Here is a 23,491-nt window from a genome sequence, read left to right on the forward strand (position 1 = left end):
CATCGCGGCCGAATCATTTCTTGTCATGGGCCGACCGCCCCCGCCGCAGCCGCGGCGCCGGCCGACGGGAAGCCGAGTCCCGTCTCGTCGAACTTGAAGCGCAGGCGGATGTAGGCGCCCTTGCTGGTGTATTCGTTGGCGGTGAGGTCGCGGTCCTTGAGGCCGACGAAGTTGTAGCCCGCCGATACCCACAGGTCCTTCATCACCTGGTAGCCCGCCTCGATGCCCAGCGTCTTCTGCAGCGCGCCGCCCTTGCCGTAGAGCAGGCCCGCCTGGACGCCGAGGTCCCAGTCCTTGTCGATGTCCTGCGTGAAGCGCGCCTGCAGCAGGTGCGCCCAGTAAGTGCTCCTGAGCCAGCCGTCGTCGGCGCGCGACCACTTGGCCGCGTAGCGCCCGTTGATCACGGTGCCGGGCCGCGGGTTGTAGTTGACATGGGCCGAGACGATGTCGGCGCTCGTGCGGCCGGGCAGGCTCGCGTTGCCCGAGCCCGAACCGAAGACGCTCGCACCGTCCAGCGCACCGGTCGAGCTGCCCGTGCCCACCACGCGCTCCGAACGGCGCTCGTAGCGCATCAGCGCATTCCAGCTGTCGGTGTCGACCGGGCGATAGGCCAGGCCGATCTGATGGCGCGCGAGGTGATGCGCGTTGCCCGCGTTGGTGTCCTGCCCTTCGCTGTCGCTCATCACGCTGCGCGCGAGCAGGCTCCACGCGCGGTCGATCTTGTAGCCGAAGCCGGCGCTGAACAGGCGCGTGTTCGCGTCGTCGCCGCGCCGGCCTTCGAGCACGCCGCTCGCCTTGATTCGGTCGGTGCCGTACTCGATGCCGCCGGTGATGGCCGTCGATTGGCCGAGGCCTCCCGCGTAGCCCGTGCCGGTGTTGCCGCTGTTGGCCAGGCCGCCGAGCTGGCGCGTGTGCTCGATGCCGCCGGTCAGGCGCCACTGGTCGTCGAGCCTGAAGGTGTTGCGCACGCCCGTGGCCGCCTGCGCGGCGCGCCCGTCGATGCTGTCGGCCAGGCGGTACTCGCTGTACACGCGGCCGCCTTCCATGTAGCTGCTCTCCACGCCCAGGATGCCGACGTTGTTCGGGCCGGTCGTGCCGAGTTCGTCCTGGCTGTAGAGGCTGGAGACCAGCTCGTAGCGGCCGTAGATGCGCGTCTTGTCGGTCACGGCGTAGTTGCCGCCGATGGCCAGCACATGGCGGTCGGACTTGTGGATGTCCTGCTCGCCCTCGACGAACACGTTGGCCTGCGGCAGGCCCGGCACCTGGGCCGACAGGCGCGCGCGCACGGTCGTCAGGTCCTGGGCGCTCGCATTGGCGGCGGCCGCGGCGCCCAGCGCGGTGACATTGCCGGCGCCCACGCCGCTGCCCAGGTTGCCGCTGTAGGTCGAGACCTGTCCGTAGTCGAAGCCCGAATTCGTGCCCAGCCCCGCGCCGCTCTGGCCGTGGCGCAGGCCCACTTCGGCGACCATCTGTTCACCGAACTTCTTCTGCACGCTGCCGGTGAAGCCGCGGCGGCTGCCGCCGAGCAGCGCGTCCTGGCTGAAGAGCGCCTCGCCGCGCACCGCGGTGCCGGTGTCGATGCGGTACTCGGCGCGCGCGGAGGCCTCGGTGCGGCCTGCGGAAAAGCTGGCGCCGGGGTTGTCGAAGCCGGTGCTGGTCTTGCTGGCAAGCGCCACCACGGCAAGGTCTTCGGTCTGGTGGCGCAGTTCCACGCGGCCGCCGCTGCCCTTGCCGTTCTTGTCGGACTCGGTGCGCACCCACTCGCCGGCCATGGTGGTGTTGTCGCCCACGCGCGCCACGGCCGTGAGCGCGCCGAGCTTGCGGCGGTTCTCGGGGTTCTCGTCGGTGCTCGCGACCACGCCCAGTTGCAGGTTGTCGCCGACCTTCACCTGCACGTCGGTGCCGGCCACGTTGAACTTCGGCCCGCCGGCATCGACCTCGTAGGTCACGCGGATCGACTGCGGATTGAGGTTCGCATCGACCGACGAGATCGCATGCGTGAACAGGATGCGGCGGGTGAGCGGCTCGATGGTGTAGTCCACGAAGCGCGCCACCGTCGTGCGCTGCAGCACCAGGTTGGGCTGGTTGCGGTCGCGCACCACCACCTCGACCTGTTCGCTGTTGTCCACGAACTCGCCGCCCGTGGCGCTCAGGTAGTACGGGCCCGAGGTGCCGACCGCGCGGAACTCCTCCACCTGCTGCGTCTGCGCGGTGCGCGAGAAGAAGCTGGTGGCGCGCACGTTGCCGTCGTCGTACACATGCTTGGCGCCGGTGAGCGCGCGGTTGCTCTGGCTCAGGTTGCGCACCTCGGTGCTGCTGGCGGTGGTGAAGTCGCCGTACAGCAGGTAGGAGCGGTTCCTGTCGATGCGCACGTAGAGCTTCTGCGTGCTCTGCGCGTCGAAGCCCTTGACCGAGGAATCGCCGTAGACGGGATAGAACTCGTCGGGCCGAATGTCGCGGAACAGGCGGTCGTCGCGCGTCTTGGCCGAGTCGTAGGCGGCCGTGAGCAGGTATTCGCCCTTGACGGTGCCCTTGAAGAAGAAGGCGGTGCGGGCGGCGGCGCGGCGGTTGTTGCTCTCGTCGGCCAAGCCGGTGAGTTCCGCCTCGAAGGCGGCGCCGGCAGGCATCGCGCCCAGCGGCACGCCGCCGCGTTTCGTGAGGTCGAGCACGCCTTCGACAATGCCCACGCCGATCATCGGCCGCATCTCGGGCAGCAGCGCCAGGCGCACTTCCTTCACGAAGCTGCCGGCCGTCACGCGCAGCCGCGCATCGCCGGGTTCGCCGGGCGGCAGCAGGCGGAACTCGGCTGCACCGCCTTCCATGAACACCTGCGTGCCCGGCTCGGCGGGGTTCAGGTCTTCGTCGAGCCAGCGGCCGCGGTCGGTCTCCAGCGTGATCTGGGTGCGTGCGGTCACGGGCACGCCGGCCGCGTCGGTCAGGCGCACCTTCACGATCACCGGCGTGCGCAGGTCGGCCTGCGCCGAAGGCGGCAGCTCGATCTGGATCGCGCCGAGCTTGTCGGGCGCGACCACGGTGATCTGCTGCGCGGTGCCGCGCGCGTTGCCGAACGGATCCACGCCCTCGAGCTGCAGGCGGTTGGGGCCGGGCTGCAGCACCACGCCGATGTATTCCCAGGCGCCGAGCTTCTTGCCGGCCACCTGGGTCTTCTTGCCGACGCGGCGCTCCTCGATGGCCTTGCCGTTGACAGTGAGGCGCAGCGCGAGGCCCGCCTCGCCCTTGACGCGCACATTCACCGACTGGCCCGGCAGCGTGTCGCCGTCCTTCAGGTCGATGAAGCCGAGGGCATTGCCTTCGATCTGCGGCAGCAGCGCTTCGAGCTCGACCGGGCTGGGCGCGGCCTGCGGCAGCAGCGGCGCCACCGCGTTCTGGCGCGGCTCCAGCATCGCGGTGGCGGTGTTGACCGGGCGGCTTGCAAAAGCGCCCACGCCGGTGGCGCCGCCGCCCGTGGCCGATGCACCCTGCGCGTTGGTGGGCAGGCCGTTCAATGCCGCGAACAGGCTGCCCGCGGGCGTGGGTGCCGGCGCCGCGCTGGCGCCGAGCGTGCCGCTCAACGTGCCCGATGCGCCATTGACGAAGCTGCTCGCACCGGAAGGCGCCACGGGCATCGCGATCAGCGGGGCCGAGCTGGCGAGCGTGGAGCCGGTGCTGCCCGTGCTGCCCGTGATCGACGACTGCCCGCTGGCAGGCAGCGAGCGCACATCGCCCACCGGCACGATCCGGCCTTCGGGGTCCAGCCGCATGCGCACCTGCGCCTCGGCCTCGGTGTCGGGAATGGCGGCAATGGCCGCACGGCGCGCCACCACCTCGGCCACGACGCCCGGGGTGTCGCAGTTGCCGACGACGAAGTTGGCCTTGTGGAACTCGCCCTTCTTCAGGTCGGCGAAACGGCTTTCGGCGCGGCCTGCATTGCGGTGGTCGAGCACCTCGAGCCGCGCACCTTGGGGCAGCGTGGTCTGGTCGACGCGCAGCACGTGGGTGACGGGCTTCAGGCCGTAGAGGCTCCACTTGCCCTCCACGTCGGTGATGACATGGGTGCCGTCCTCCATGTAGAGGCGCACGCCGGGCACGCCGATCTCGTCGTCGCCCTCCTGCCGGCCGTCGCGCCGGCAGTCCATGTAGACCTTGCCGAACAGGAAGGCGTCGTCGGAGAACACGCCGCCGGTCACGCGCACGGTCCAGGCGGCCAGGTTCGACTGCATCGGGCCCGAGTTCGCGCGGGCGCGGTTGACGGCATCGCCGTTGGTGGGCGCACCCACGCCGATGCGCACGCGATAGCGCACCGTGGCCGACTGGTCCACGCCCAGCTTCAGCGCCGGGTAGTCGAAGACAAGCTGCGGCCCCGCGCCGCCGGCCGGATCGACGGCGGCCGAGCCATTCAGGCGCACGCTCTTCGCCACATAGGCAAAGCCCGGCGGCAGGCTGTCGGCCAGGCGCACTCCGGTCACCGGAAAGCCAGTCTTGTTGGTGACGACCAGCGCGTAGTCCATGAAGTCGCCGAACTCGGCCTGGCGCTTGCTGCCTTCCTTGCGCAGCACCAGCCCGAGCACATTGCCCGGATCGAGCGGGATGTGGTTGTGCACCACGTCGCAGGCGGCGCCCGCGGCATCGAAGCCCGCGTTGAGCGAGAAGTAATGGGTGGTCGGGTCCGCGCCCTGCGGCGGCCCGGCATTGGGCGCGATGGCACCGCACCGGCCGAAGGTGCCGGCCGTGGCCGGAATGAGCTGAGACGGCGCCGCATAGCCGCTGCCGGCGGGCGGCGCCACGCCGAGCGCGTAGGTGCACGAGCCGGTGACCGGCGGCGACTGCAGGAAGAACTGGTAGCTCCCGTCGGCGCCCGTGGTCATCGACACGCTGCCGTTGGCATTGACCGTGTAGAGGCCCGAGGAACCGCCGTACAGCTGGTCCGTGGTGATCGGCGTGACCGCCCCGCTGCTGCACGACTGGCGCGTGAAGGTCACGACCGCGCCGGCCACCGGCTCGCGCGTGACGGCGTTGTAGACCGTGCCCTGCGGGTCGGCCAGCAGCGACTGCACCGAGCCGGCGCTCGCCGCCACCAGCATGGCCGGCGTGACGTTGACGGTGTTCTGGTCGAAGGCCGCGGCCCAGGCCTTGTTGGTGAGCGCCATGCGGCCGCCGACGACACCGGGCTTCTGCGTGATGCGCACAGTGAAGGAGAGTTCTTCGCTCTGGCCCGGCGCGAGCGCGCGGCTGCCGTCGGTGACGCTCAGCACCGCTTCGGTCGGCAGCCTGAAGGGGTCGCTGCTGGCGAGCGCTTCGCGGTCGCAGCGCGCCCGGCCGGTGAAGCCGGCCGCGGCATTGAGCACGCCGTTGCGCGCCTTCGGCGGACCCGTCAGCTCCCAGGCGGCCACGAGGCCGTCGGGCTTGTCCATGTCGAAGGTGCAATTGAGGTTGTCGACGAGGCGCAGGTTCGGCGCCGCGGCAACGCCGGTGTTGGTCACCTTGAGGTGGTAGTCGAGCTCGTACACGCCCTGCGCCACGCGCCGCGGCGCCGAAGCGGTCTTGAGCAGCGAGAGCGTGGGCAGCTGCGTGGACACCGGCGTGGGCGAGCTGTCGTTGTTCGGGTTGCCGTCGCCGTCGGCATCGGGGTTGCTGCCGTTGACCGAGTCGTCGAAGGCCACGGGCGCACCGCCGGGCGTGAGTGCGGCCTGGGCGCGCACGGTGTTGTAGAGCGTGCCGGCGCGGCCGCCGACGTTGAAGCGCACGTCGAAGCGCACGGTGAACTGCGCGCCTGCCGGCAGCACCGCGCCGGGCGCCAGCAGGTTCTGCGCGCCGGCGGTGCCGTTGAACGCGCTGTTGACCGCGGCCACGGTGCCGCTCACGCCGTTGCCCTGGTTGCTCGCGATGGCCAGCGTGCCCGGCACGATCGTGTACTGGTTCGCGGCCGGCACGGCGGCCGAGGTGAAGCTGCCGAACTGCGTGGCGCCGCTGCCTTCCATCACGTCGGGCAGCTGCACGCCGTAGAGCCACACCGCGCCGTAGTTGCGCACGTTGACGTCGAAGGTCACGGTGGCGGTCCCGTCGGGCTGGCCGTCGGCGCCGCGGTTCATGCGCGGCGTCGAGGCCGCCTTGGCCACGCCGATGCGGTTCTGGCTCGAGGTGATGACCACCGTGTTCGACGGCGACACCGCCGGTGCCGCGCCGTCGTTGTAGTAGCTCTGCGCGGTGTTGCGGATGTCACCGGTCTGGTCGGCCTTGACCTGCACCGCGAACTGCATCGCGATCGACGCATTGCGCGCGAGCGGCGCCGGCACGCCGATGCCCACTTCGACCGCCGAGGCGTCTTCGGCGGTGCGGTAGCTGAAGTCCGCGTCGCCCGGCAGGCGGAACAGCCGCACCGCGCCGGCCGCCGTGCTCTGCAGGCTGCCCGCGATGTAGCGCGTGCCCGCGGGCACGAGGTCGCGCACCAGCAGCAGGCTGGCGGGGGTGCCGTTCACCAGCAACGGCGTACCGGCCGGCGCCGCGGTGTTGCCGGGGCGGGCATCGCGCGCGCCGATGTTGGTGCCCGACACCGTGAAGTCGATGCGCGTGCTGCCCGGAACGACGATGCCCGGGTAGCTCGCGGACTTGGTGAGGGCGAGCACCGCCGCCTCGCCCACGCTGACGGTGTCGCGATTGACGGCGCCGAGGTTCTGCAGCGCGGTGGTGGCGGTGAGCACCAGGCAGGCATTGCCGCTGGCCGTGGCGGGGATGGTGCCCTGCACCAGCAGCGCGGCGGTCTCGCCGGGCCGCAGCGCGATGGCGCCGGCGGCGCCCAGCGGCAGCACCGGATCGGCCGCATCGACCACGCCGTTGTTGTTGCTGTCGCGCACCACGCGCAGCCCCGAAAGCACCAGCGCGCCGGCCGCGCAGCCGGCGCCGTTGTTGACCAGGCCGATGGTGTAGCTCGACGGCACGTTGCCGGTGTTGGCGAGCAGGTGGCTCAGCGTGACGACGGTGGCCGGCGGCCGGTTGACCGCCTGGTCCTGCGTGAGCACCAGCGCCTCCACCGGCAGCACGCTGGCGCTGACGCCGTTGGAGCTGGACGTCTCGGTCTGCGCGAGGCCGTCCGGCACGTAGGTCGCGGTGGCGACGTTGCGGATCACGGTGCCGCCGGGCGCAGGCGCGGCGTGTGCGGCGTTTCCGGCGAGCATGCAGCACACGACCGCCATCGCCGCGACGGCCGCGGCCATGCCGCCTCGCCATCGCTGCGAGCAGGTGCTCAGGTACTCGAAAAGAAATCGCACGCCACGAACCTTCCGTCGGCTCCCGCGCGTGGCGCAGGCCGTCAAAACTCAAGAAAACTTTTTCCTCTGCCGCCTGCGGGAACAGGTGCGGTTGCGTGCTGCGTGCAAGCGGCAAGGGAAAAAGGCGAAGCACGCCGAACCGGCAGCGCCTCGCGAAAGCCGGCGGACCCCGAGGCCCGCCGGCGACTCAAACCCTTGTCGTCACTGGTTGATCTTCACGGCGAAGGTCAGCGTGGCCGTGCCGCTCGGGGCCACGGAGTTGGCGGCGCTGCCGCAGCTCACCGCGGTGGCGGTCTGTGCGTAGACGAGCGCCGTACCGGACACGCCGGTCGCGGTGCATTGCGCTGCAGGTTGCGTTGCGCTCAGCGAGGTGTACGCAGGCACCGCATCGTTGATCGCGATGTTGGTGACCGGCGAGGTGCCTTCGTTGGTGGCGACGACCTTGTAGACGATGCACTGGCCGGGCTTGAGCGACAGCGGAGCTGCCGCAAATGCGCTGTCTGCCGTGCCATCGCAGGCGACGTCGGCTGCCTGCGTCTTGAGAACGCGGATCTGGCCGGTGATCACCGTGCTGATGTCGGTGGCCGACGGCGCGCCGCAGCTCGCGGGACCGGTGAAGGTCGCGGTCACGGTCGTGGTGTCGGTCGCGCCGGCGCTCGCGCCGCCCGGTGCGAACACGCGCACCAGCAGCTTCTGCGATGCGCCCACGGCCAGCGGGCCGGCTTGCGCGCCGGTCACCAGCGTGTCGCCCGCGTCGATCTGGCCGTCGCCGTTGACGTCCAGGTAGATCGCGGTGGTCCAGCCGAGCGTGGCGTCGGCCGCCGGCACGGTGGCCGTCAGCGTGTACGCACCGCAGCTCTGGTTGCCGGTGTTGGTCAGCGTGTGCGGATACACCACGGTGCCGCCCGGTGCGAGCTGGCCGCTGTTGTTCGGCGTGAGCGTGGCGCTCGACACCAGTGCGGCGGTGACGGTCACGGCGTCGGTCTTCGTGTCGGACACGATCACACCGGTCGAGGCGACGGCGGTGGACTGCACCTGGAAGTAGACCTTCTGCGCGGTGACGGGCGACTGCGTGGCAGGCGGCGTCACGCAGGCAGCGACCTGCCCTTGCGCGCCGGCATTGACGGCCACGCTGGTGATCGCTGCCGATGCACAGGTGCCGCCCGACGCCACGAACTTCACCGTCCAGCCGGTCGGCAGGGTGCCGGGGAAGCTGGTCGACTGGCTGGCCGCCAGGTTGTAGGTGTTGTTGACCGAGTCGTTGTTCTTGACGAACAGGGCGAACACGGTGCCGGTGCCGGCGGCCGTTGCATTGGTCGTGGTGGGCAGCGGGCTCGGGCCGGGGCCCAGGTCGCCGTCAGCCACCGAACCCGTGCCCGTGCCTGCTGCCGTGTTGGTCAGGTCGACCAGCGAACCGACGACGATGGTCACGCGGTCGAGCGTGGCATCGATCTTGGTCGTGTCGCCTGCGGAGCGACCCGTCACCGTGGCCGCGAACGGACCGGCGCCCACTGCCGTGGCGGACGGCACATTGGCCTGCACCACGATGTTGACGCTGCCGCCGGCCGCGATCGGGCCGGTGTCGGGCACGCCGTCGCCGGTGGTGTCCAGCAGCGGCGTGACGCCGTCGGCCGCGAACAGCACGAAGGTCGTGCCCGCCGGGAACGTGCCTGCCGCCACCGTGAGGTTCACGGTGTCGGTGCCGGTGCCCGCGTTGAACACCGACTGCGCGAACTTGACGCTGCCGCCGGCCACGACCGAAGGACGGATGGTCAGGTCGGCCGCGGTGCCGTTGGGCGTGCCGGGCGTCGTGTCGACGGCGGTGGCAGCGGTCGACGGGTTGGTACCCACCGCGATGCTGTAGCTCGCCACGACCGTGTAGGCCGACGGGTTGGTGCTCGAGCCGAGCGTGCCGATGGCCGCTGCGGTGGCCGCGGGCGAATCCGCCGGGTTGAACTGGCCCACGTTGGTGGTGGTGGACGTGCCGATCGCGGCGGTGTTGTTCACCAGCACCACGAAGCTCACGGTCTGCGTCACGTTCTGGCCCAGCGAGGCGACCACGGTGTTCAGCGTGTTGCCGGTCACCTGGAAGTCGATGCCGGCCGGATCGCCGGCAGCGCCGTCACCCAGTGCCGTGCCGGGCGCGCTGCTCCACACCGCGGAACCCGCGACGTAGGTCATGCCGGAGGGCAGCGTGTCGGACATCGCGAACTTGCCTGCGGCGCCGCCCGTGTTGTTGAAGGTGAGCGTGTAGACCGTGTACTGGCAGGTCGCGCTGGAAGCGAGACCGGCCGACCAGGTCGTGGCGCATGCCGCGGTCGAGCGCGGACCACCGTTGGTCGCGGTCGGCCAGGCGGCGTTGCCCGGACCGGCGACGGACGGGATGCCGATCGACTTGCTGACGTTGAACGCCGCTGCCGTCGTCAGCTTGATCTCGTCCTTGTCGGCCGCCGAGGTGTTCGGCGCGGTGTACAGCGCCGGAGTGCCCGGTGTGGCGGTGAGGGTGGCCGTGTCGAAGGCGCCGGTCGCGCTGCTGGCGGTGCCGGGGATCGTGTAGGCCACGACGAAGCGGAACACGCCGTTGTTGCCTGCCACGCTCTGTGCGGGCACGCTGCAGACGCCCGCGGCTGCGGCCGTGCACAGCGGGGTGGTGCCGTCGGGCACGCCGTCGCCATTGGCATCGGCGTAGACCTCGACCTTGGAGAACTTGTCGGTGTCGGCGTCGACCGTCAGCGTGAACGTGTCGCTGCCGTTGCCGGTGTTGGTCAGCGTGTGCGGTGCATAGACGATGGAACCCGCGGCGCCGATCTTGGTGTTGACGATGGTCGTCGTGACCTGGTTGACCGAGTCGAGCGTGAAGGACCCCACCTGCTGGACCGTGGTCTGGACCAGGTTGGACGTGGCCAGCTGCGTGGTGCCGGCCGAGTCGGAGTAAGTGGCTGAAGCCTGGTTACCGATGACGGTATTGGCAGGCGGTGCCGCGGCCAGTGCAGCTGAGCTTCCGAACAGGAAGCCCAGCGTCAATGCTGCGGCGCCGGCCCAGGACGCGGTCGGCTTGAAGCCGATGCCGCGCCGGGTTGGCAGGGTGGAAATCACGTGGTTTCTCCTCGGTTGTCAAAAAAAGGCGGGGACATGAAAAAACCCGGCTGCCGTGTTTCGTTGTTCGAAATCGCGGCGGTCGGGTTGCACTCGAAAAATTCGGACGGCGCGGTGAAGGAAGGCGTGCCGATCAGCGCTGTGCCGTCGCCGGCGGCGCCTGCGGCGTTGCCGCCGAGACCTGCGGTGCAACCGGCACGACCACTTCGACCCTGGCGCGCGCGCTCACGGCGGTGCTGCCGTTGGCGGGCAACTGGCCCAGCGCCCAACGCAGCGAGCGGTAGTCGGCATAGGGCACCGGCTCGGTCTTGTTGCCGGCGGTCTTGCGCACGAGCGGCTCGGCGCCGAACACGGCGTCCTTCGTGGCGGCCTGGACGAGGTTCGCGCCCGGCTTGGCGGTGCGCGGCTGGTATTCCAGACCCTCCGGAATCGGAAGGTCCGCCACCAGGCCGGTGACCGGCTTGCCGGTGTTGTTGGTGTAGACGGCCCGGTACTCGACGATGTCGCCGGGCTTGACCGAGCCGGCATCGACCAGTTGCTCCCTGCCCTGCGCGTCCTTCACCACCTTGGACTGGGTCAGGACGACGGCGACGGTCTTCTTCTGGCCGGCCTCGAGGATGGGCGCAGCCTGGGCTGCGGCGGTGGCGGTGAAGCCGGTCAGCCCGGCCAGCCCGGCCAGCAGGAGCGCGCACGCCCCCAGGCTGGCGAAGCGGCGATGGGACAGGATTTGAGTCAGTTTTTTAATGGACATGGTTGCTCCAGATTCAAGACACACAGAAGCCCACCTCCGGCCAAAGGCCGGTGATGAATTGAGCGGCTCGGGCCGCGGGAGAAGGCACCGGCGTTGCAAAGGCCGGTATTTGGAAAAGCGATCGACAACCGCTTTCGACATGGATCGAAATGGATGCCGTCCGCGCGACTGCGGCGATTTCTCTGTCGCCTTCAGTCCGATCTCACTTGTTAACTCATATTTCTTATGGTTACCAAGTGTATGACAAATGAGTAATTTGGTTCCAATCAGATACGACAACCGTCGATATGGAACAACAGTTTCGATTCCAACAACCGCTGGTTGGAGGCCACACTTTTCCATCGAAAGCGTGCCAAATGGCACGCTTTTTCTGAATTCAAACGACAGCTATTGGAGTAAGGGGCTGCGGCTCAGAGCGAGTCCGAGCGTGCCTGCAGACAATTGACAATTCGCGCATGTATCAAGACGGCTTGAAGATATTCAAGACGTAATCAACAAAAGTCTTGATCTTTGGCGAGTGGCGGCGCGAGGGCAAATAGACAAGATTGATTTCCTGCGGTGTCAATTTCAGTGACGGCAGCACCGACGTCAGGGCGCCTCTGTCGACGTGCGATTGGGCCAGCGACAAGGGAAGCAGTCCGATTCCCTTGGCGGCCAAAGTCAGTTTCAGGATCAGTTCCAGGTCGTCCGACTGGAACACGCTCTCCACGCCCACCCGATGGGTCTTTCCCGTGACCGAGAGACTGATCTCCTTCTTGCGGCCTTCGACTTCGCTGACCAGGAAGGCGTGCGAAGCCAGGTCCGACACGCTCTCGATGGCCGGGCGCGGCTCAAGGTAGCCCGGCGTGGCGCACAACACCATCGGCTCGTTCTTCAGATGGCGTGCCACCATCTCGTCGCACCCATCCCGTCCGCGCCGGATGGCCACGTCGGCCTCGTCGCGAAACAGGTCGACCCGGTCGTTGCCCGTCTCGACCACGACCTCCAGTTGCGGGTAGGCCGACATGAATTCAGGCAGATGCAGCCCCAGCAGTTCCCTGCCGTAATAGTGGGGAGCGGCTACACGCAGCCGCCCCGCCAGCGTGCCTGCGCCTGAAGACAGGCTCAGCATCACGTCGTCCAGGATGGTCAGCACCTGTCCGGCTGCCACCAGGAACTCCCGCCCCTCTTCCGTGAGGGCGAATCGCGTGGAACCGCGATGCAGCAGCTGGTGCCCGACCATCGCCTCCAGCCGCTGGAGCTGGCGTGAAGCGGAGGCCTTGGGCACGCTCAGGGCATCGGCCGCCGGCGTCAGTCCTCCGAGCTGGGCGGCCTTCGTGAAGAGCCGCACGTCGGACAAAGAAAAGTCTCGCATCTTCAGCTCGGAGGTCCGTTTGTGTTTGTTTTTCTGTGAAGCATTCCTGCGGCTTGAACATCAGTGCTGCGCCGCGGGCCAAGGTGCCTGAAGGTTTACGGGAAACCTTTCGTTAACATTTTTAAATGAGTGCCCCGGCAACTGTTAATGTTTGTCACAGCGAATCTGGGAAATATCGGGAAAAGTTCACCTTTTCTCGATAAACCTGCAGACGCCGTCCGAGGACGGCCCGGCGCCGCCAGTGTGTTGACGTAGTCGCCCACGTCGCGCCGACCCATCGCGAGCTCGGCCGTGGCATCGAACTCGAAGCCCCGCAAGCGCACGCATTTCGATGCGATCATTTCGCGGCGCATGCATTCCTGCATTGCGGCACCCCATTTCAAGAACAAAGGAAGACAAGACGATGCCCAGACCCCTGCACGCCAATTCGCCGCTGATCGGCGTTCCCGGCGGCCGCCACCTGCTCGACACGCCCGCCCTGCTGATCGACCTGCCCGCGATGACCCGCAACATCGAACGCATGGCCGCCTTTGCCAAGGCGCGTGGCATCGGCCTCAGGCCGCATGTCAAGACGCACAAGTCGGTCGAGATCGCGCGGCGCCAGGTGGCCGCAGGCGCCATCGGCGTGAGCTGCGTCACCCTGGGCGAAGCGGAAATCATGGTCGACGGCGGCATCCGCAGCGTGCTGATCACCTCGCCCGCCGTCACGCCGAGCAAGATCGCGCGCCTCGTCAAGCTGGCGGAGCGCGCAGCGCCCGGCGGCGTCATGGTGGTGGCCGACAACCTGGCCAACGTGGCCGACTTGGCCCGGGCCGCGAGCGGGCTGCTGCATCCGCTCCCCGTGCTGGTCGACTACGGCGCCGGCTACAACCGCACCGGCGCCGCGAACGAGGCACAGGTGCTCGCGCTCGCCGCTGCCATCGCCGGCGAGCCGGGCCTGCGGCTGCGCGGCCTGCAGGCCTATGCGGGCAACCTGCAGCACATCGTGGCGCGCGAAGAACGCAGCGCCGCGGCCGCGGGCCTGCGCGAAACCGTGGCGGGCATCGTCGCGGCGGCACGGCGCAAGGGGTTCAATTTCGAGATCGTCACCGGAGCCGGCACCGGCACCCACGACCTCGATTCGGAGCAGAACGCCTTCACCGAACTGCAGGCCGGCTCCTATGTCTTCATGGACGCGGAATACACGCAGGTGCTGGCCGCAGGCACCGAGCCGTCGCCTTTCGAAGTGGCTCTCTTCGTGCAGACGGCCGTGGTCAGCACCAATGCGGCGGAGTGGGTCACGGTGGACGGCGGCACCAAGTGCTTCGCCACCGACGGCGGCGTGCCGCTGGTCGCACGCGGCACCGATGCCGCGAGCCGCTATGCCTTCTTCGGCGACGAGCACGGCAAGCTGATGCCGGCGGGGCCGCGCCCCGCGCTGGGCACGCGCATCGAGTTCGTGACGCCACACTGCGATCCGACGGTGAACCTGCACGACGTCTATCACGTGGTCGAAGGCGGCGCGCTGGTGGCGATCTGGCCGGTGGACGCGCGCGGGAAGCGATAGCCCGTTGCGGGCAGCGCACTCGGCATAAGGAAACTCGGAAAGCGTATTTCCCAAGACGGGTGCGGCCGGGGCACAGTCCGGTCCGATGGCCATCCTCCAAGACACGCCGCGCCCCACGCGCGCCGACGCTGCGCCGGCAGCGCCCTCCTCACCTTCGTCGCAGCAACTCCTCGCGCGTTTTCGCCCGATCTTCGATCGCATCGCCGTGCATGCGGCGCAGCGCGAGAACGACCGTGAACTGGCCTACGAACCGGTCGCCTGGCTCAACGCCGAGCGCTTCGGCGCCCTGCGCGTGCCCGTCGAATACGGCGGCATCGGGGCTTCGGTCGAGCAGCTGTACGACCTGCTCATCGAACTCGGCGAAGCCGACTCCAACCTGCCGCAGATCCTGCGTGCGCACTTCGGCTTCATCGAGCGGCTCTTCGCGGAAATCGATCCGTCGCTGCATGGCCCGTGGATGCGGCTTGCGGCCGAAGGCGTGATCTTCGGCAATGCCACCACCGAGCTCGGCGAAGGCGCACTCGGCGCCCTGCAGACCACGCTGTCGCGCGACGGCGATGCATGGCGGCTCGAGGGCGACAAGTACTACAGCACCGGCACGCTCTACGCCGACTGGATTTCGGTCTCCGCCCAGCGCCTGAACGCCGACGGCAGCAGCGACCGCGTGATCGCGCTCGTGCCCTCGGAGGCCGATGGCGTGGAGCGCGTCGACGACTGGCGCGGCTTCGGCCAGCGGCTGAGCGCATCGGGCACCACGCGCTTTCGCAATGTGCGTGTGAAGCCCGAGAACGTGCTGCTCTACGTGCGCGACCAGCCGACCCCGCTCACCGCGCATTTCCAACTCACACACCTCGCCACGCTGGCGGGCATCGCACGCGCCATCGTGCGCGATGCGGTGGCCTTCGTGCAGCCGCGCAAACGCGTCTACAGCCACGGCAGCGGCGACACGCCGCGAGAAGATCCGCTGGTGCAGCAGGTCATCGGCCAGCTCGCGAGCACCGCGTTCATCGCGGCCTCCACCGTGCAGGCCGTGGCGCGCGGGCTCGGCGAGGTCGACCGCTTCCGCCAGCGCGGCGAAACCGTTCCCGAAAGCCTGCTGTTCGAGGTGGAGCTCAACACCGCCAAGGCGCAGGCCGGCATCGTCGATGCGGTGCTGCAGGCAGGCACGCGGCTCTTCGACATCGGTGGTGCCTCGGCACTGCAGGAAGACCGCCGCCTCGACCGCCACTGGCGCAACGCACGCACGCTGGCATCGCACAACCCGACGATCTACAAGGGGCGCGTGGTCGGGGATCACCTGCTCAACGGAGCAAGGCCGACGTTCTACTGGGCGGTGGGAGCGATTGCGGCCTGAGGGCGCAAAGAGCGAAGCGGAAGTCTCAGACGCGAGGCAGCGCGGCGAGGAAGGTGGAGACAACGATCGCGGCAGCGCGATCCAGTTGCAGGATGTCGGCCACATCGAAGGCGTGTGGCGCGGTGCGTCCGCTCGCGCCGAGCGGCTTGCGGATCTCGACAAGAACTTCGGCCGCGAGTTCGCGATCGCTGCGCGGTCCGCCGTCGGGGTGCATCACCCACTCATCGACTTGATCGAACGGAATGCTGCGGAAAACCCCGACGATGGGGATGTACTTGTAGCGATCCTCGCCCACCAGGATGGGCACGCTGAGGTTACAAAAGAACGTGGTCGTCGACATGCAGGGTCGCCGTCGCTAGGCAAAGCGTTCAATTGTTAAGGAGTGCGAGTTCAGGAGCCATCCTTCCAAGGGACTACTCCCCGACAAGACGTGACCTTCTGCACACAAAGTGATTCCATTTCCCGCCATCCTTCCCATAAAACAACTACTTAATTCTTACACACAGATACCCGATGTATGTTAAGTGTTGATTTTTTCGATAACCGGAATGCCTGAATCGTTCGAAAACGAACGCGCCGCGCTTACTTTTCGGAGCGCGAGCGGTGCAACGCAACGGTGGCCTGCAGGTCAGGCAGGTGGATCGAAACGCGGTGCGCGCCGCTCGATGTTGGCCTTCACGGCTTCGACCTGGTTCGCGCTGCCGATCAGCGCCTTCTGCTCGACCGATTCGGCCATCAGCAGCTCCGCGGCGCTCTGCGACATCGCGGCATTGAGCAGGCGCTTGCCGGCGCGAATCGCATCGGGGCTCTTGCCCGCGATCTCGTGCGCTATCTGCAGCGCCTCGGCCAGCGGGTCGGCCGAAAGGCGTGTGGCAAAACCGATCTGCAAGGCCTCTTCGCCCGAGAAGATGCGCCCGGTGAAGGTGAGCTCGCGCACCACGTCGTTGCGCGCCAGTTCGCGCATCAGCACCATGCCGGCCATGTCGGGCACCAGGCCCCACTTGATCTCCATCACCGACAGCTTCGTGTCAGGCGCGACGATGCGGATGTCCGCGCCCAGCGCGACCTGAAGACCACCGCCGAAGGCCACGCCGTGCACCGCGGCGATCACCGGCACCGGCACATCGCGCCAGACCATCGCGACATGTTGCGCGGCGTTGGAAATGCCGTGGGTGCGCTTCACCAGATCGGCCCCTGCCGCGCCCTCCCCCAGCACGCCCTCACCCGTGTCCGCGCCCTGCTGCATGCGCTCGAACGATGCCATGTCGAGCCCGGCGCAGAACGCCTTGCCGCGGCCGGAGATCACCACGGCGCGCACCGACGCGTCGCCGCGCAGGGCCTCGCCGGCCTCGATCAGCGCATCGAACATCGCGGGGTCGAGTGCGTTCATCTTGTCGGCGCGTGCCAGCTGCAGTTCCACCACGCCGTCGGGGTGGCGGGTCCATTCGATGCGATCGCTCATGCGTGTCTCCTTGTGGGTTCCGGCCAGTATCGCCCGGTGCGGCCGCTCGGCGATGATGGCGGCTGTCGCCTACCCAACACCCTCGCCATGCCGATGGATCGCCGTCACTTCCTTCTTCAATCGGGCTCGGTCGCCGCCGTGGTGGCGCTGTTCGGCCAGTCCCATGCGGCGCCGGTCACCGGCCGCGGCCGCAGTGCCGGCCAGGCGCTCGGCTTCACGGCTGTGCCCGCGTCGTTGCGCGATGCCGTCGTCATCCCGCCTGAATACGAGTGGCAACTGCTCTATCCCTGGGGCACGCCGACGGGCGTCGCGGGCCGGAAGCCGGCCTTTGCACCGAATGCCGGCAACACCGCCGACGAGCAGGCGCTCCAGGCCGGCATGCACCACGACGGCATGCATTTCTTTCCGCTCTCCGTGCCGGACCGCGCCCTGCTCGTGATGAACCACGAATACACCGACGAGCAACTGCTGCACACGGACGGCATCAAGGAATGGACGGCGGAGAAAGTGCGCAAGTCGCTGCATGCGATGGGCGTGTCGGTGATCGAGATCCGGCATACCGCCAAGGGCTGGCAACAGGTGCGGCCTTCGCCCTATGCGCGCCGCGTGCACGGCAACACGCCCATGCGCATCGCCGGCCCCGCTGCCGGCACGCCGCTGATGCGCACCGCCGCCAACCCGGCCGGCGACCAGGTTTTCGGCACCTTCGCCAACTGCGCGATGGGCGTCACGCCCTGGGGCACGTACCTCACCTGCGAAGAAAACTTCCACGGCTACTTCGGCGGACCGAAGGATGCGGCGAAAGACACGACGGATGCGCAGCGCCGCTACGGCACGGTCCCGGGTTCGCAATGGGTCGAGTACTGGCGCTTCGAGGAACGCTTCGACCTGAGCCGCCACCCGAACGAGCCGCATCGCTTCGGCTGGGTGGTCGAGATCGACCCCTTCGAACCCGGCGCCGCGCCGATCAAGCGCACGGCGCTGGGCCGCAAGCGCCAGGAGAGCGCCACCTGCACGACGTCGAAAGACGGCCGCGCGGTGGTCTACATGGGCGACGACGCGCGCTTCGAATACGTCTACAAATTCGTCAGCAAGGACGCGATCGTCGCCGTGACCGATGCGCCGCAGGCGCCGGCCAACAGCCGCCTGCTCGACGAGGGCACGCTCTACGTGGCGCGCTTCGACCCCGACGGACGCGGCCAGTGGCTCGAACTCACGCACGGCCGCAACGGCCTCGACGCGGCCAGCGGCTTTGCCGACCACGCCGAGGTGCTGATCCATGCCCGCCTGGCAGGCGACATCGTCGGCGGCACGAAGATGGACCGCCCCGAATGGATCGCCGTGCATCCGCAGAGCCACGAGGTGTACGTCACCCTCACCAACAACAGCCAGCGCGGCGACGCCGGCAAGCCCGCGCCCGATGCCGCCAACCCGCGCGCCAACAACCTTTTCGGCGGCATCCTGCGCTGGCGCGAGGACGGCAACGATGCAGCCGCCACCGGCTTCGCTTGGGACCACTTCGCGCTCGCCGGCGACCCCGCGCAGGAAGGCAGCGGCGCGCGCTATCCCTCGGCCGAGGCCGACATGTTCGGCAGCCCCGACGGCCTGCATTTCGACAGCGGCGGCCTGCTCTGGATCCAGACCGACATGAGCGGCCAGGTGATCGGCAAGCCGGCCTATGCGTCGCTGGGCAACAACCAGATGCTGTGCGCCGACCCGGCCACTGGCCGGATCAAGCGCTTCCTGACCGGACCGAACGGCAGCGAGATCACCGGCTGCGTGGTCACGCCGGACCGCCGCACGCTGTTCGTGAACATCCAGCATCCGGGCGAGGCGCGCGACGACGGCAGCGCCACGCACAACAGCGCATGGCCCGACGGCACCACGCCAGGTTCCGCGCGGCCGCGCTCGGCGACCCTAGCGATCCGGCGTCGCGACGGCGGTATCGTCGGCACCTGACAAGCAGGAGGATCCATCCATGAGCATCCGCATCGTTCGCCTCGGCACCCCGCGCGCACCCGGCGAGGGCCTGCGCGTCGGCACTGTTCGCCGTCCGCCGCGCGGCGTTCCGAAGACCGAGTTCGCCTCGCAGGACTGGTACGACGTGTGGTACCCCAATCTCGCGCCGTCCGCCGAGACGATGAAGCTGGGCCAGGAGGCGCAAGCAACGCACGAGCCCGCGCAATGGAACGCCTTCGCGCGCAAGTACAAGTCCGAGATGGCCGAGGCCGACGCGAGCCGCAGCCTCGACCTGCTCGCCGCGCTCTCGCACGGCACCGCACTTGCGGTCGGCTGCTATTGCGAGGACGAATCGCGCTGCCACCGCTCGCTGCTGCGCGGCCTGCTGGCCGAACGCGGCGCGGACATCGCGGGCTGAATCACCTGGGGTGAAGCCAGGAACGCCGGCAGGTTTTCTGCGCGCGCGGCGTACGCCGCCAGCAACGGGAAGCTGGCGGGCGCGATGACCTCGGGCAGCATCAATTGCGTGAAAGACCAGGCCACGGCCGTCGAGACCCCGGCCTGCGTCAGGGTCGCTTCGTCATCAGGCAGCGGCATCGCAGCCGTCTCTTGCTCCAGCGCCGAGTACGCCGCAACAAGCTGCCCCTGCACCCGGTCGACCCACGGCTGGTGCAGCTTCTCGGCCGGGCGCAGGTTGTGTTCGTAGACGATCTGCACGGTCTTCTCGCAGGCGGCCAGCGCCAGCCCGGTGATGCGCAAGGCGCGCTGCCGCTGCGCCAGGTCGGCAGGCATCAGGCTGCGCCCGGCCATGGCTTCTGCGTAATCGACGATCAACGTGGAATCCATGAGCACCATGCCGTCATCGCACAGCAGCGTGGGCGCCTTGACCACCGGGTTGATCACGCGAAACTGCTCGAAGGTGCTGAAGACCGAGACCGGCCGGTGCTCGAACGCAAGGCCGAGCAGGCGCAGCGAGATGGCCACGCGGCGCACATAGGGTGAATCGAGCATGCCGACGAGTTGCATTGTTTCTCCTGGAGGTGTGCGCCACGATATCGGCCGCCGCATCCGCACCCAATGGCAACCCATCGAAAATCGGGGCTGCAAACCGATCAACCATCGGTCATGAAACACACCATGAACATCGACAAGAAGGACCGCCTGATCCTCGAAGCCCTGCAGGCCGATGCGCGCCAGAGCCTGGCCGCGCTGGGCAAGCGCATCGGCCTCTCGCAGCCCGCGATGAGCGAGCGCGTGCGTAAGCTCGAGGATGCGGGCGTGATCGAAGGCTATGGCGCCCGCGTCAACCTGCGCGCGCTGGGTGTGGGACTTCAGGCCATCATCCGCATCGACACCACGCATGCGGGCATCGCCAAGTACCTGAAGCTGTTCGACGCCATGCCCGAGGTGCTGAGCGCCGACCGCGTGACCGGCGAGGACTGCTTCTTCGTGCGCTGCGCGATCGCCGAACCGGCCGACCTGGAGCGCGTGGTCGATGCGCTGGCGGTGGACGGCGCGGTGACCACGTCGCTGGTGCTGTCGAGCCCCGTGAACAAGCACGTCACCGTGCACGCGGCCAAGCCGCCGCGCAAGTAGCCCTCAGCGCTGCGCCTTGTCCTTCTGGTTCTGCGCCTCGATGCGTTCGCGCGCGTCCTGCCAGTCGGTGTCGCTCCACTGGCGCAGCTCGTAGAAGTTGCCGCCGGTGGCCAGCGCGTTGCCGCCGTCCATCATGATGCTCTGGCCCGTGAGCCAGTCGCATTGGCCCGGCGCCATCAGGAAGGCCGCGAGGTTCTGCAGTTCGCTCATGCGGCCGGTGCGCGCCATCGGGTTGTTCTGCTTGCTGCGCGCGCCGGGCTCCTCGCCCGGGTTCAGGCGCTTGCTCATGCCCTCGGTCGGAATCTCGCCCGGGCCCACGGCGTTCAGGCGAATGCCGTGCCGCGCCCACTCCACCGCGAGCGACTTGGTCATCACGTCGATGCCGGCCTTGCTCATGGCCGAGGGCACCACGTAGGGACTGCCGTTGTCGACCCAGGTCGTGATGATGCTCATGACACTGCGAAAGGCGTCGCCCTGCTTCCACTGGCCCGACTTGGCCCCCGCCACCCAGCGCTTGCCCACCGCCTGCGTCACGTAGAAGCTGCCATGGAAGACGATGTTCGCGATCGCATCGAAGGCACGCGGCGAGAGGCTCTCGGTCGGTGCGACGAAGTTGCCCGCGGCGTTGTTGACGAGCCCGGTGAGGCCGCCGCTCTGGAACAGGCTCTCGACCATCTCGTCCACGCTCTGCGCGATGCGGATGTCCACGCCGAAGGTGTCGATGCGCCGGCCTGGGAACTGCTGGCGCCATTCGGCCGCGGTTTCCTCGCACACCGCCTGGCGCCGGCCGCAGATGGCGACGTCGGCGCCCAGGCCGAGGAAACGCTCGGCCATCGCGCGGCCGAGGCCGGTGCCGCCGCCGGTCACGAGGATGCGCTGGCCGCTCATCAGGGAAGCTTCGAACATAAGGGGTCTCCTTGGGTCTGGCGGCAGCGGCAAGGACGAGCGCTGCCATCGCGCATGCTACGCGCGCCGTCGCAGCGGCGGCTTGCGGAATCTGGCTCCGTCGGCCGGCAGCGACGCTACTGCAGCACCAGTTCGACGCGCCGGTTCTTCGCCTTGCCCGCATCGCTGGCATTCGAAGCCACGGGCGCGAGGCTCGCCACGCCGTTGGCGGTGAGGCGGTCGCGCGCAATGCCGTAGTCCCTGGCGAGCGCAGCGGACACGGCATCGGCGCGGCGCTTGCTCAGGTCGAGGTTGGCCGGCAGCGCCCCCACGTTGTCGGTGTGGCCCACCACATGCAGCTTGAGCGCGGCCTGTTGCTTGAGCAGCGCGCCGATCTGGTCGAGCGAGGCCTTGCTCTCGGGCTTGATGTCGGCCTTGCCGGTGTCGAACAGGATGCCGTAGACGGCGACCTTGCCGTTGGCGTCCAGGCTCTTGCCGAGCTCGGAGGCCGAGAGGGTTTCCATCTTCTGCTCGCGCGCCTTGGGCTCGACCTTGACGACCAGCACGCTGATGCGCTTCTTGAATTCCTTCTCGTCGCAGTACACCGAGACGTCGCCGGGCTTCCAGACCATGAGCGCGATGGAAGCGCCGCTCGCCTTGTTGTCGAGCACGGCATAGCGGAAGTCGGAAACGAAGTGGCCCGCGCCGCAGGCCGCGGGCGAGTTGTCGCCGGTCTTGGTCCACCAGGTGTCGGGCAACACCAGCGCCGAGAGGCTGGTCTTGTCGATGTCGCGGCTGTCGCCGCAGGCTTCGCCCGCGCACTCGAACACCGTCTCGAAGCCCGCGCCCTTCTGCTCCTGCTGGTAGTTGCGCAGCACCTCGAGCGCGCTGCGGTCGGGTGGCGTGATGTATTGCAGGGCGGTGCGCTGGCCCGCGCGGTCGAGGGAGCGCGCGGCGGTCACCTTCTCGTCCTTGTAGACAGCCTTGCCTGCCGGCAGCTTGACCTCGTCGTAGGCCACGTCGTCGCGGTACACGAGCACCGCGCCCGAGAAGCGCTTGAGGCCCGCCGGATCGACCAGGCCCTTCAGGTCCTGCTTGGGCACCAGCGTGTCGGCCTGCGCAACGCCGGCGAGCGCGCCCAGCAGCGCGGCGGCAAGAAAGACATGGCGTGCGGCGTGCATGGCGCTTCCTGGCGTCGAGTGAGAATGGCCGCGACGATAACCCGGCGCGCGAAGGCCGCCGGCGGCGGTTTTTGAGGCGGGTGCGGCGTACAGCCCTTTTCCTGCCTGCATGGCCCGCTACGCATTCGATAGCAACCAGTTCTTTGGATATACGCCCTATGCCAAGCCCCAGCGCCTCCCCTTTCCTGCCCCTCGAAGGCGTGCGCGTCCTGAGCCTTGCGCTCAACCTGCCCGGTCCGGCCGCGCTGCTGCGCTGCCGCCGGATGGGCGCCAGTTGCCTGAAGCTCGAGCCGCCGGGCGGCGACCCCATGGCGCTCTACAACCAGCCGGCGTATGCCGCGCTGCACGAAGGCGTCGCCATCGAATCCGCGGACCTCAAGACCGAAGCGGGACAGCAGCAGCTGCACGCCGCACTTGCAAAGACCGACGTGCTGCTCACCTCCTTTCGCCCCTCCGCGCTGCGCAAGCTCGGCCTCGACTGGCCCGCGCTGCAGGCGCGCCATCCGTCGCTGTCGCAGGTGGCCATCGTCGGTGCACCGGGCGAGCGCGCCGAAGAGCCGGGCCACGACCTCACCTACGTCGCCGAGAGCGGTCTCGTGACCGGCACCGAGCTGCCGCCCACGCTCTATGCCGACATGGGCGGCGCCCTGCTCGCCAGCGAGGCAGTGCTGACGGCCATGTTGCATCGCGCCCGTGGCGGTGAAAAGGCCGCAGGCATCTACCTCGAGGTGGCGCTGAACGCGTCGGCCGACTGGCTGGCCCTGCCGCGCACCTGGGGCCTCACGCAGCCCTCGGGCGCGGTCGGCGGTGCGCATGCGGGCTATCGCGTCTACCCGTGTGCCGATGGCCGCGTGGCGGTGGCGGCGCTGGAGCCGCATTTCGCGAATCGCCTGTGCGAAGTCGCCGGCGTGACGCCGCCCGACATGATGGCAACGGCCACGCACGAGGCGCTGGCGGCGTGGCTCGCGACCCGCACGCGCGCCGAGCTCGATGCCATGGGCCGCGAGCGCGACGTGCCGCTGCTCACGCTCGCCGGCTGAAG

The 23,491-nt window shown here is 68.7% G+C and carries 15 protein-coding genes; 6 read left to right on the forward strand and 9 right to left on the reverse strand.

The window, feature by feature from the left end; genetic code table 11:
- Nucleotides 1-23 precede the first annotated feature (23 nt).
- The 4 genes from GNX71_RS19615 to GNX71_RS19630 form a co-directional block, all read right to left on the reverse strand.
- The gene (locus tag GNX71_RS19615; protein ID WP_241026988.1) at nucleotides 24-7,265 is read right to left on the reverse strand and encodes a DUF11 domain-containing protein; all 7,242 of its coding nucleotides are present in this window, start codon (nucleotides 7,263-7,265) and stop codon (nucleotides 24-26) included.
- A gap of 201 nt (nucleotides 7,266-7,466) precedes the next feature.
- Nucleotides 7,467-10,361 (reverse strand): DUF11 domain-containing protein, encoded by a 2,895-nt coding sequence (locus GNX71_RS19620; RefSeq protein WP_206173862.1) that lies wholly within the window; start codon nucleotides 10,359-10,361, stop codon nucleotides 7,467-7,469.
- 133 nt (nucleotides 10,362-10,494) lie between these two features.
- Entirely contained in the window at nucleotides 10,495-11,112 is a 618-nt protein-coding gene (locus tag GNX71_RS19625) for a DUF11 domain-containing protein (protein ID WP_206173863.1), read from the reverse strand.
- Nucleotides 11,113-11,572: 460 nt separating this feature from the next.
- A complete protein-coding gene (locus GNX71_RS19630) occupies nucleotides 11,573-12,466 on the reverse strand; it encodes a LysR family transcriptional regulator (protein WP_206173864.1) in 894 nt (297 codons plus the stop codon).
- A 403-nt stretch (nucleotides 12,467-12,869) separates the two neighbouring features.
- On the opposite strand from GNX71_RS19630, the gene GNX71_RS19635 reads away from it, so the two are divergent.
- Nucleotides 12,870-14,012 carry a DSD1 family PLP-dependent enzyme gene (locus tag GNX71_RS19635; RefSeq protein ID WP_206173865.1) on the forward strand — a complete coding sequence of 381 codons (1,143 nt, stop codon included), beginning with the start codon at nucleotides 12,870-12,872 and terminating at the stop codon, nucleotides 14,010-14,012.
- An 85-nt stretch (nucleotides 14,013-14,097) separates the two neighbouring features.
- Entirely contained in the window at nucleotides 14,098-15,366 is a 1,269-nt protein-coding gene (locus GNX71_RS19640) for an acyl-CoA dehydrogenase family protein (protein ID WP_206173866.1), read from the forward strand.
- Nucleotides 15,367-15,391: 25 nt separating this feature from the next.
- Here the strand turns inward: GNX71_RS19640 and GNX71_RS19645 are convergent, their stop codons facing one another.
- Nucleotides 15,392-15,706: a hypothetical protein gene (locus GNX71_RS19645; RefSeq protein ID WP_013542063.1), complete on the reverse strand. Its 315-nt coding sequence runs from the start codon at nucleotides 15,704-15,706 to the stop codon at nucleotides 15,392-15,394.
- Between the two features lie 288 nt (nucleotides 15,707-15,994).
- Nucleotides 15,995-16,828 (reverse strand): crotonase/enoyl-CoA hydratase family protein, encoded by an 834-nt coding sequence (locus GNX71_RS19650; protein WP_206173867.1) that lies wholly within the window; start codon nucleotides 16,826-16,828, stop codon nucleotides 15,995-15,997.
- A gap of 87 nt (nucleotides 16,829-16,915) precedes the next feature.
- Between GNX71_RS19650 and GNX71_RS19655 the strand changes: the two genes are divergently transcribed.
- Together GNX71_RS19655 and GNX71_RS19660 are read left to right on the forward strand one after the other, a co-directional pair.
- A complete protein-coding gene (locus GNX71_RS19655) occupies nucleotides 16,916-18,787 on the forward strand; it encodes a PhoX family phosphatase (RefSeq protein WP_206173868.1) in 1,872 nt (623 codons plus the stop codon).
- A gap of 19 nt (nucleotides 18,788-18,806) precedes the next feature.
- Nucleotides 18,807-19,205, forward strand: coding sequence for a DUF488 family protein (locus GNX71_RS19660; RefSeq protein WP_206173869.1), 399 nt, complete (start codon nucleotides 18,807-18,809; stop codon nucleotides 19,203-19,205).
- Here GNX71_RS19660 and GNX71_RS19665 read toward each other — a convergent pair.
- Entirely contained in the window at nucleotides 19,124-19,813 is a 690-nt protein-coding gene (locus GNX71_RS19665) for a glutathione S-transferase (protein WP_206173870.1), read from the reverse strand. The two genes, GNX71_RS19660 and GNX71_RS19665, sit on opposite strands and share 82 nt — an antisense overlap.
- A 111-nt stretch (nucleotides 19,814-19,924) precedes the next feature.
- Here GNX71_RS19665 and GNX71_RS19670 point away from each other — a divergent pair, with 111 nt between their 5' ends.
- Nucleotides 19,925-20,383 carry an Lrp/AsnC family transcriptional regulator gene (locus GNX71_RS19670; protein ID WP_206179569.1) on the forward strand — a complete coding sequence of 153 codons (459 nt, stop codon included), beginning with the start codon at nucleotides 19,925-19,927 and terminating at the stop codon, nucleotides 20,381-20,383.
- 3 nt (nucleotides 20,384-20,386) lie between these two features.
- On the opposite strand, the gene GNX71_RS19675 is transcribed toward GNX71_RS19670, so the two are convergent.
- Nucleotides 20,387-21,289, reverse strand: a complete 903-nt coding sequence (locus GNX71_RS19675) for an SDR family oxidoreductase (protein ID WP_206173871.1) — start codon at nucleotides 21,287-21,289, stop codon at nucleotides 20,387-20,389.
- Between the two features lie 116 nt (nucleotides 21,290-21,405).
- Complete coding sequence (locus tag GNX71_RS19680) at nucleotides 21,406-22,449, reverse strand: OmpA family protein (RefSeq protein ID WP_206173872.1); 1,044 nt, start codon at nucleotides 22,447-22,449, stop codon at nucleotides 21,406-21,408.
- A 158-nt stretch (nucleotides 22,450-22,607) separates the two neighbouring features.
- Here GNX71_RS19680 and GNX71_RS19685 point away from each other — a divergent pair, with 158 nt between their 5' ends.
- On the forward strand, nucleotides 22,608-23,489 hold the full coding sequence (locus tag GNX71_RS19685) for a CoA transferase (protein WP_206173873.1): 882 nt from the start codon (nucleotides 22,608-22,610) through the stop codon (nucleotides 23,487-23,489).
- The last annotated feature ends 2 nt before the right edge of the window (nucleotides 23,490-23,491 follow it).

The sequence above is a fragment of the Variovorax sp. RKNM96 genome, assembly GCF_017161115.1.
Taxonomy (GTDB): domain Bacteria; phylum Pseudomonadota; class Gammaproteobacteria; order Burkholderiales; family Burkholderiaceae_C; genus Variovorax.

Excerpts from the sequence above, each read along its gene's own strand:
- GNX71_RS19625 (WP_206173863.1), bottom strand. The coding sequence starts at position 11,112 with ATGTCCATTAAAAAACTGACTCAAATCCTGTCCCATCGCCGCTTCGCC.
- GNX71_RS19630 (WP_206173864.1), bottom strand. The coding sequence starts at position 12,466 with ATGCGAGACTTTTCTTTGTCCGACGTGCGGCTCTTCACGAAGGCCGCC.
- GNX71_RS19635 (WP_206173865.1), top strand. The coding sequence starts at position 12,870 with ATGCCCAGACCCCTGCACGCCAATTCGCCGCTGATCGGCGTTCCCGGC.
- GNX71_RS19640 (WP_206173866.1), top strand. The coding sequence starts at position 14,098 with ATGGCCATCCTCCAAGACACGCCGCGCCCCACGCGCGCCGACGCTGCG.
- GNX71_RS19645 (WP_013542063.1), bottom strand. The coding sequence starts at position 15,706 with ATGTCGACGACCACGTTCTTTTGTAACCTCAGCGTGCCCATCCTGGTG.
- GNX71_RS19650 (WP_206173867.1), bottom strand. The coding sequence starts at position 16,828 with ATGAGCGATCGCATCGAATGGACCCGCCACCCCGACGGCGTGGTGGAA.
- GNX71_RS19655 (WP_206173868.1), top strand. The coding sequence starts at position 16,916 with ATGCCGATGGATCGCCGTCACTTCCTTCTTCAATCGGGCTCGGTCGCC.
- GNX71_RS19660 (WP_206173869.1), top strand. The coding sequence starts at position 18,807 with ATGAGCATCCGCATCGTTCGCCTCGGCACCCCGCGCGCACCCGGCGAG.
- GNX71_RS19665 (WP_206173870.1), bottom strand. The coding sequence starts at position 19,813 with ATGCAACTCGTCGGCATGCTCGATTCACCCTATGTGCGCCGCGTGGCC.
- GNX71_RS19670 (WP_206179569.1), top strand. The coding sequence starts at position 19,925 with ATGAACATCGACAAGAAGGACCGCCTGATCCTCGAAGCCCTGCAGGCC.
- GNX71_RS19675 (WP_206173871.1), bottom strand. The coding sequence starts at position 21,289 with ATGTTCGAAGCTTCCCTGATGAGCGGCCAGCGCATCCTCGTGACCGGC.
- GNX71_RS19680 (WP_206173872.1), bottom strand. The coding sequence starts at position 22,449 with ATGCACGCCGCACGCCATGTCTTTCTTGCCGCCGCGCTGCTGGGCGCG.
- GNX71_RS19685 (WP_206173873.1), top strand. The coding sequence starts at position 22,608 with ATGCCAAGCCCCAGCGCCTCCCCTTTCCTGCCCCTCGAAGGCGTGCGC.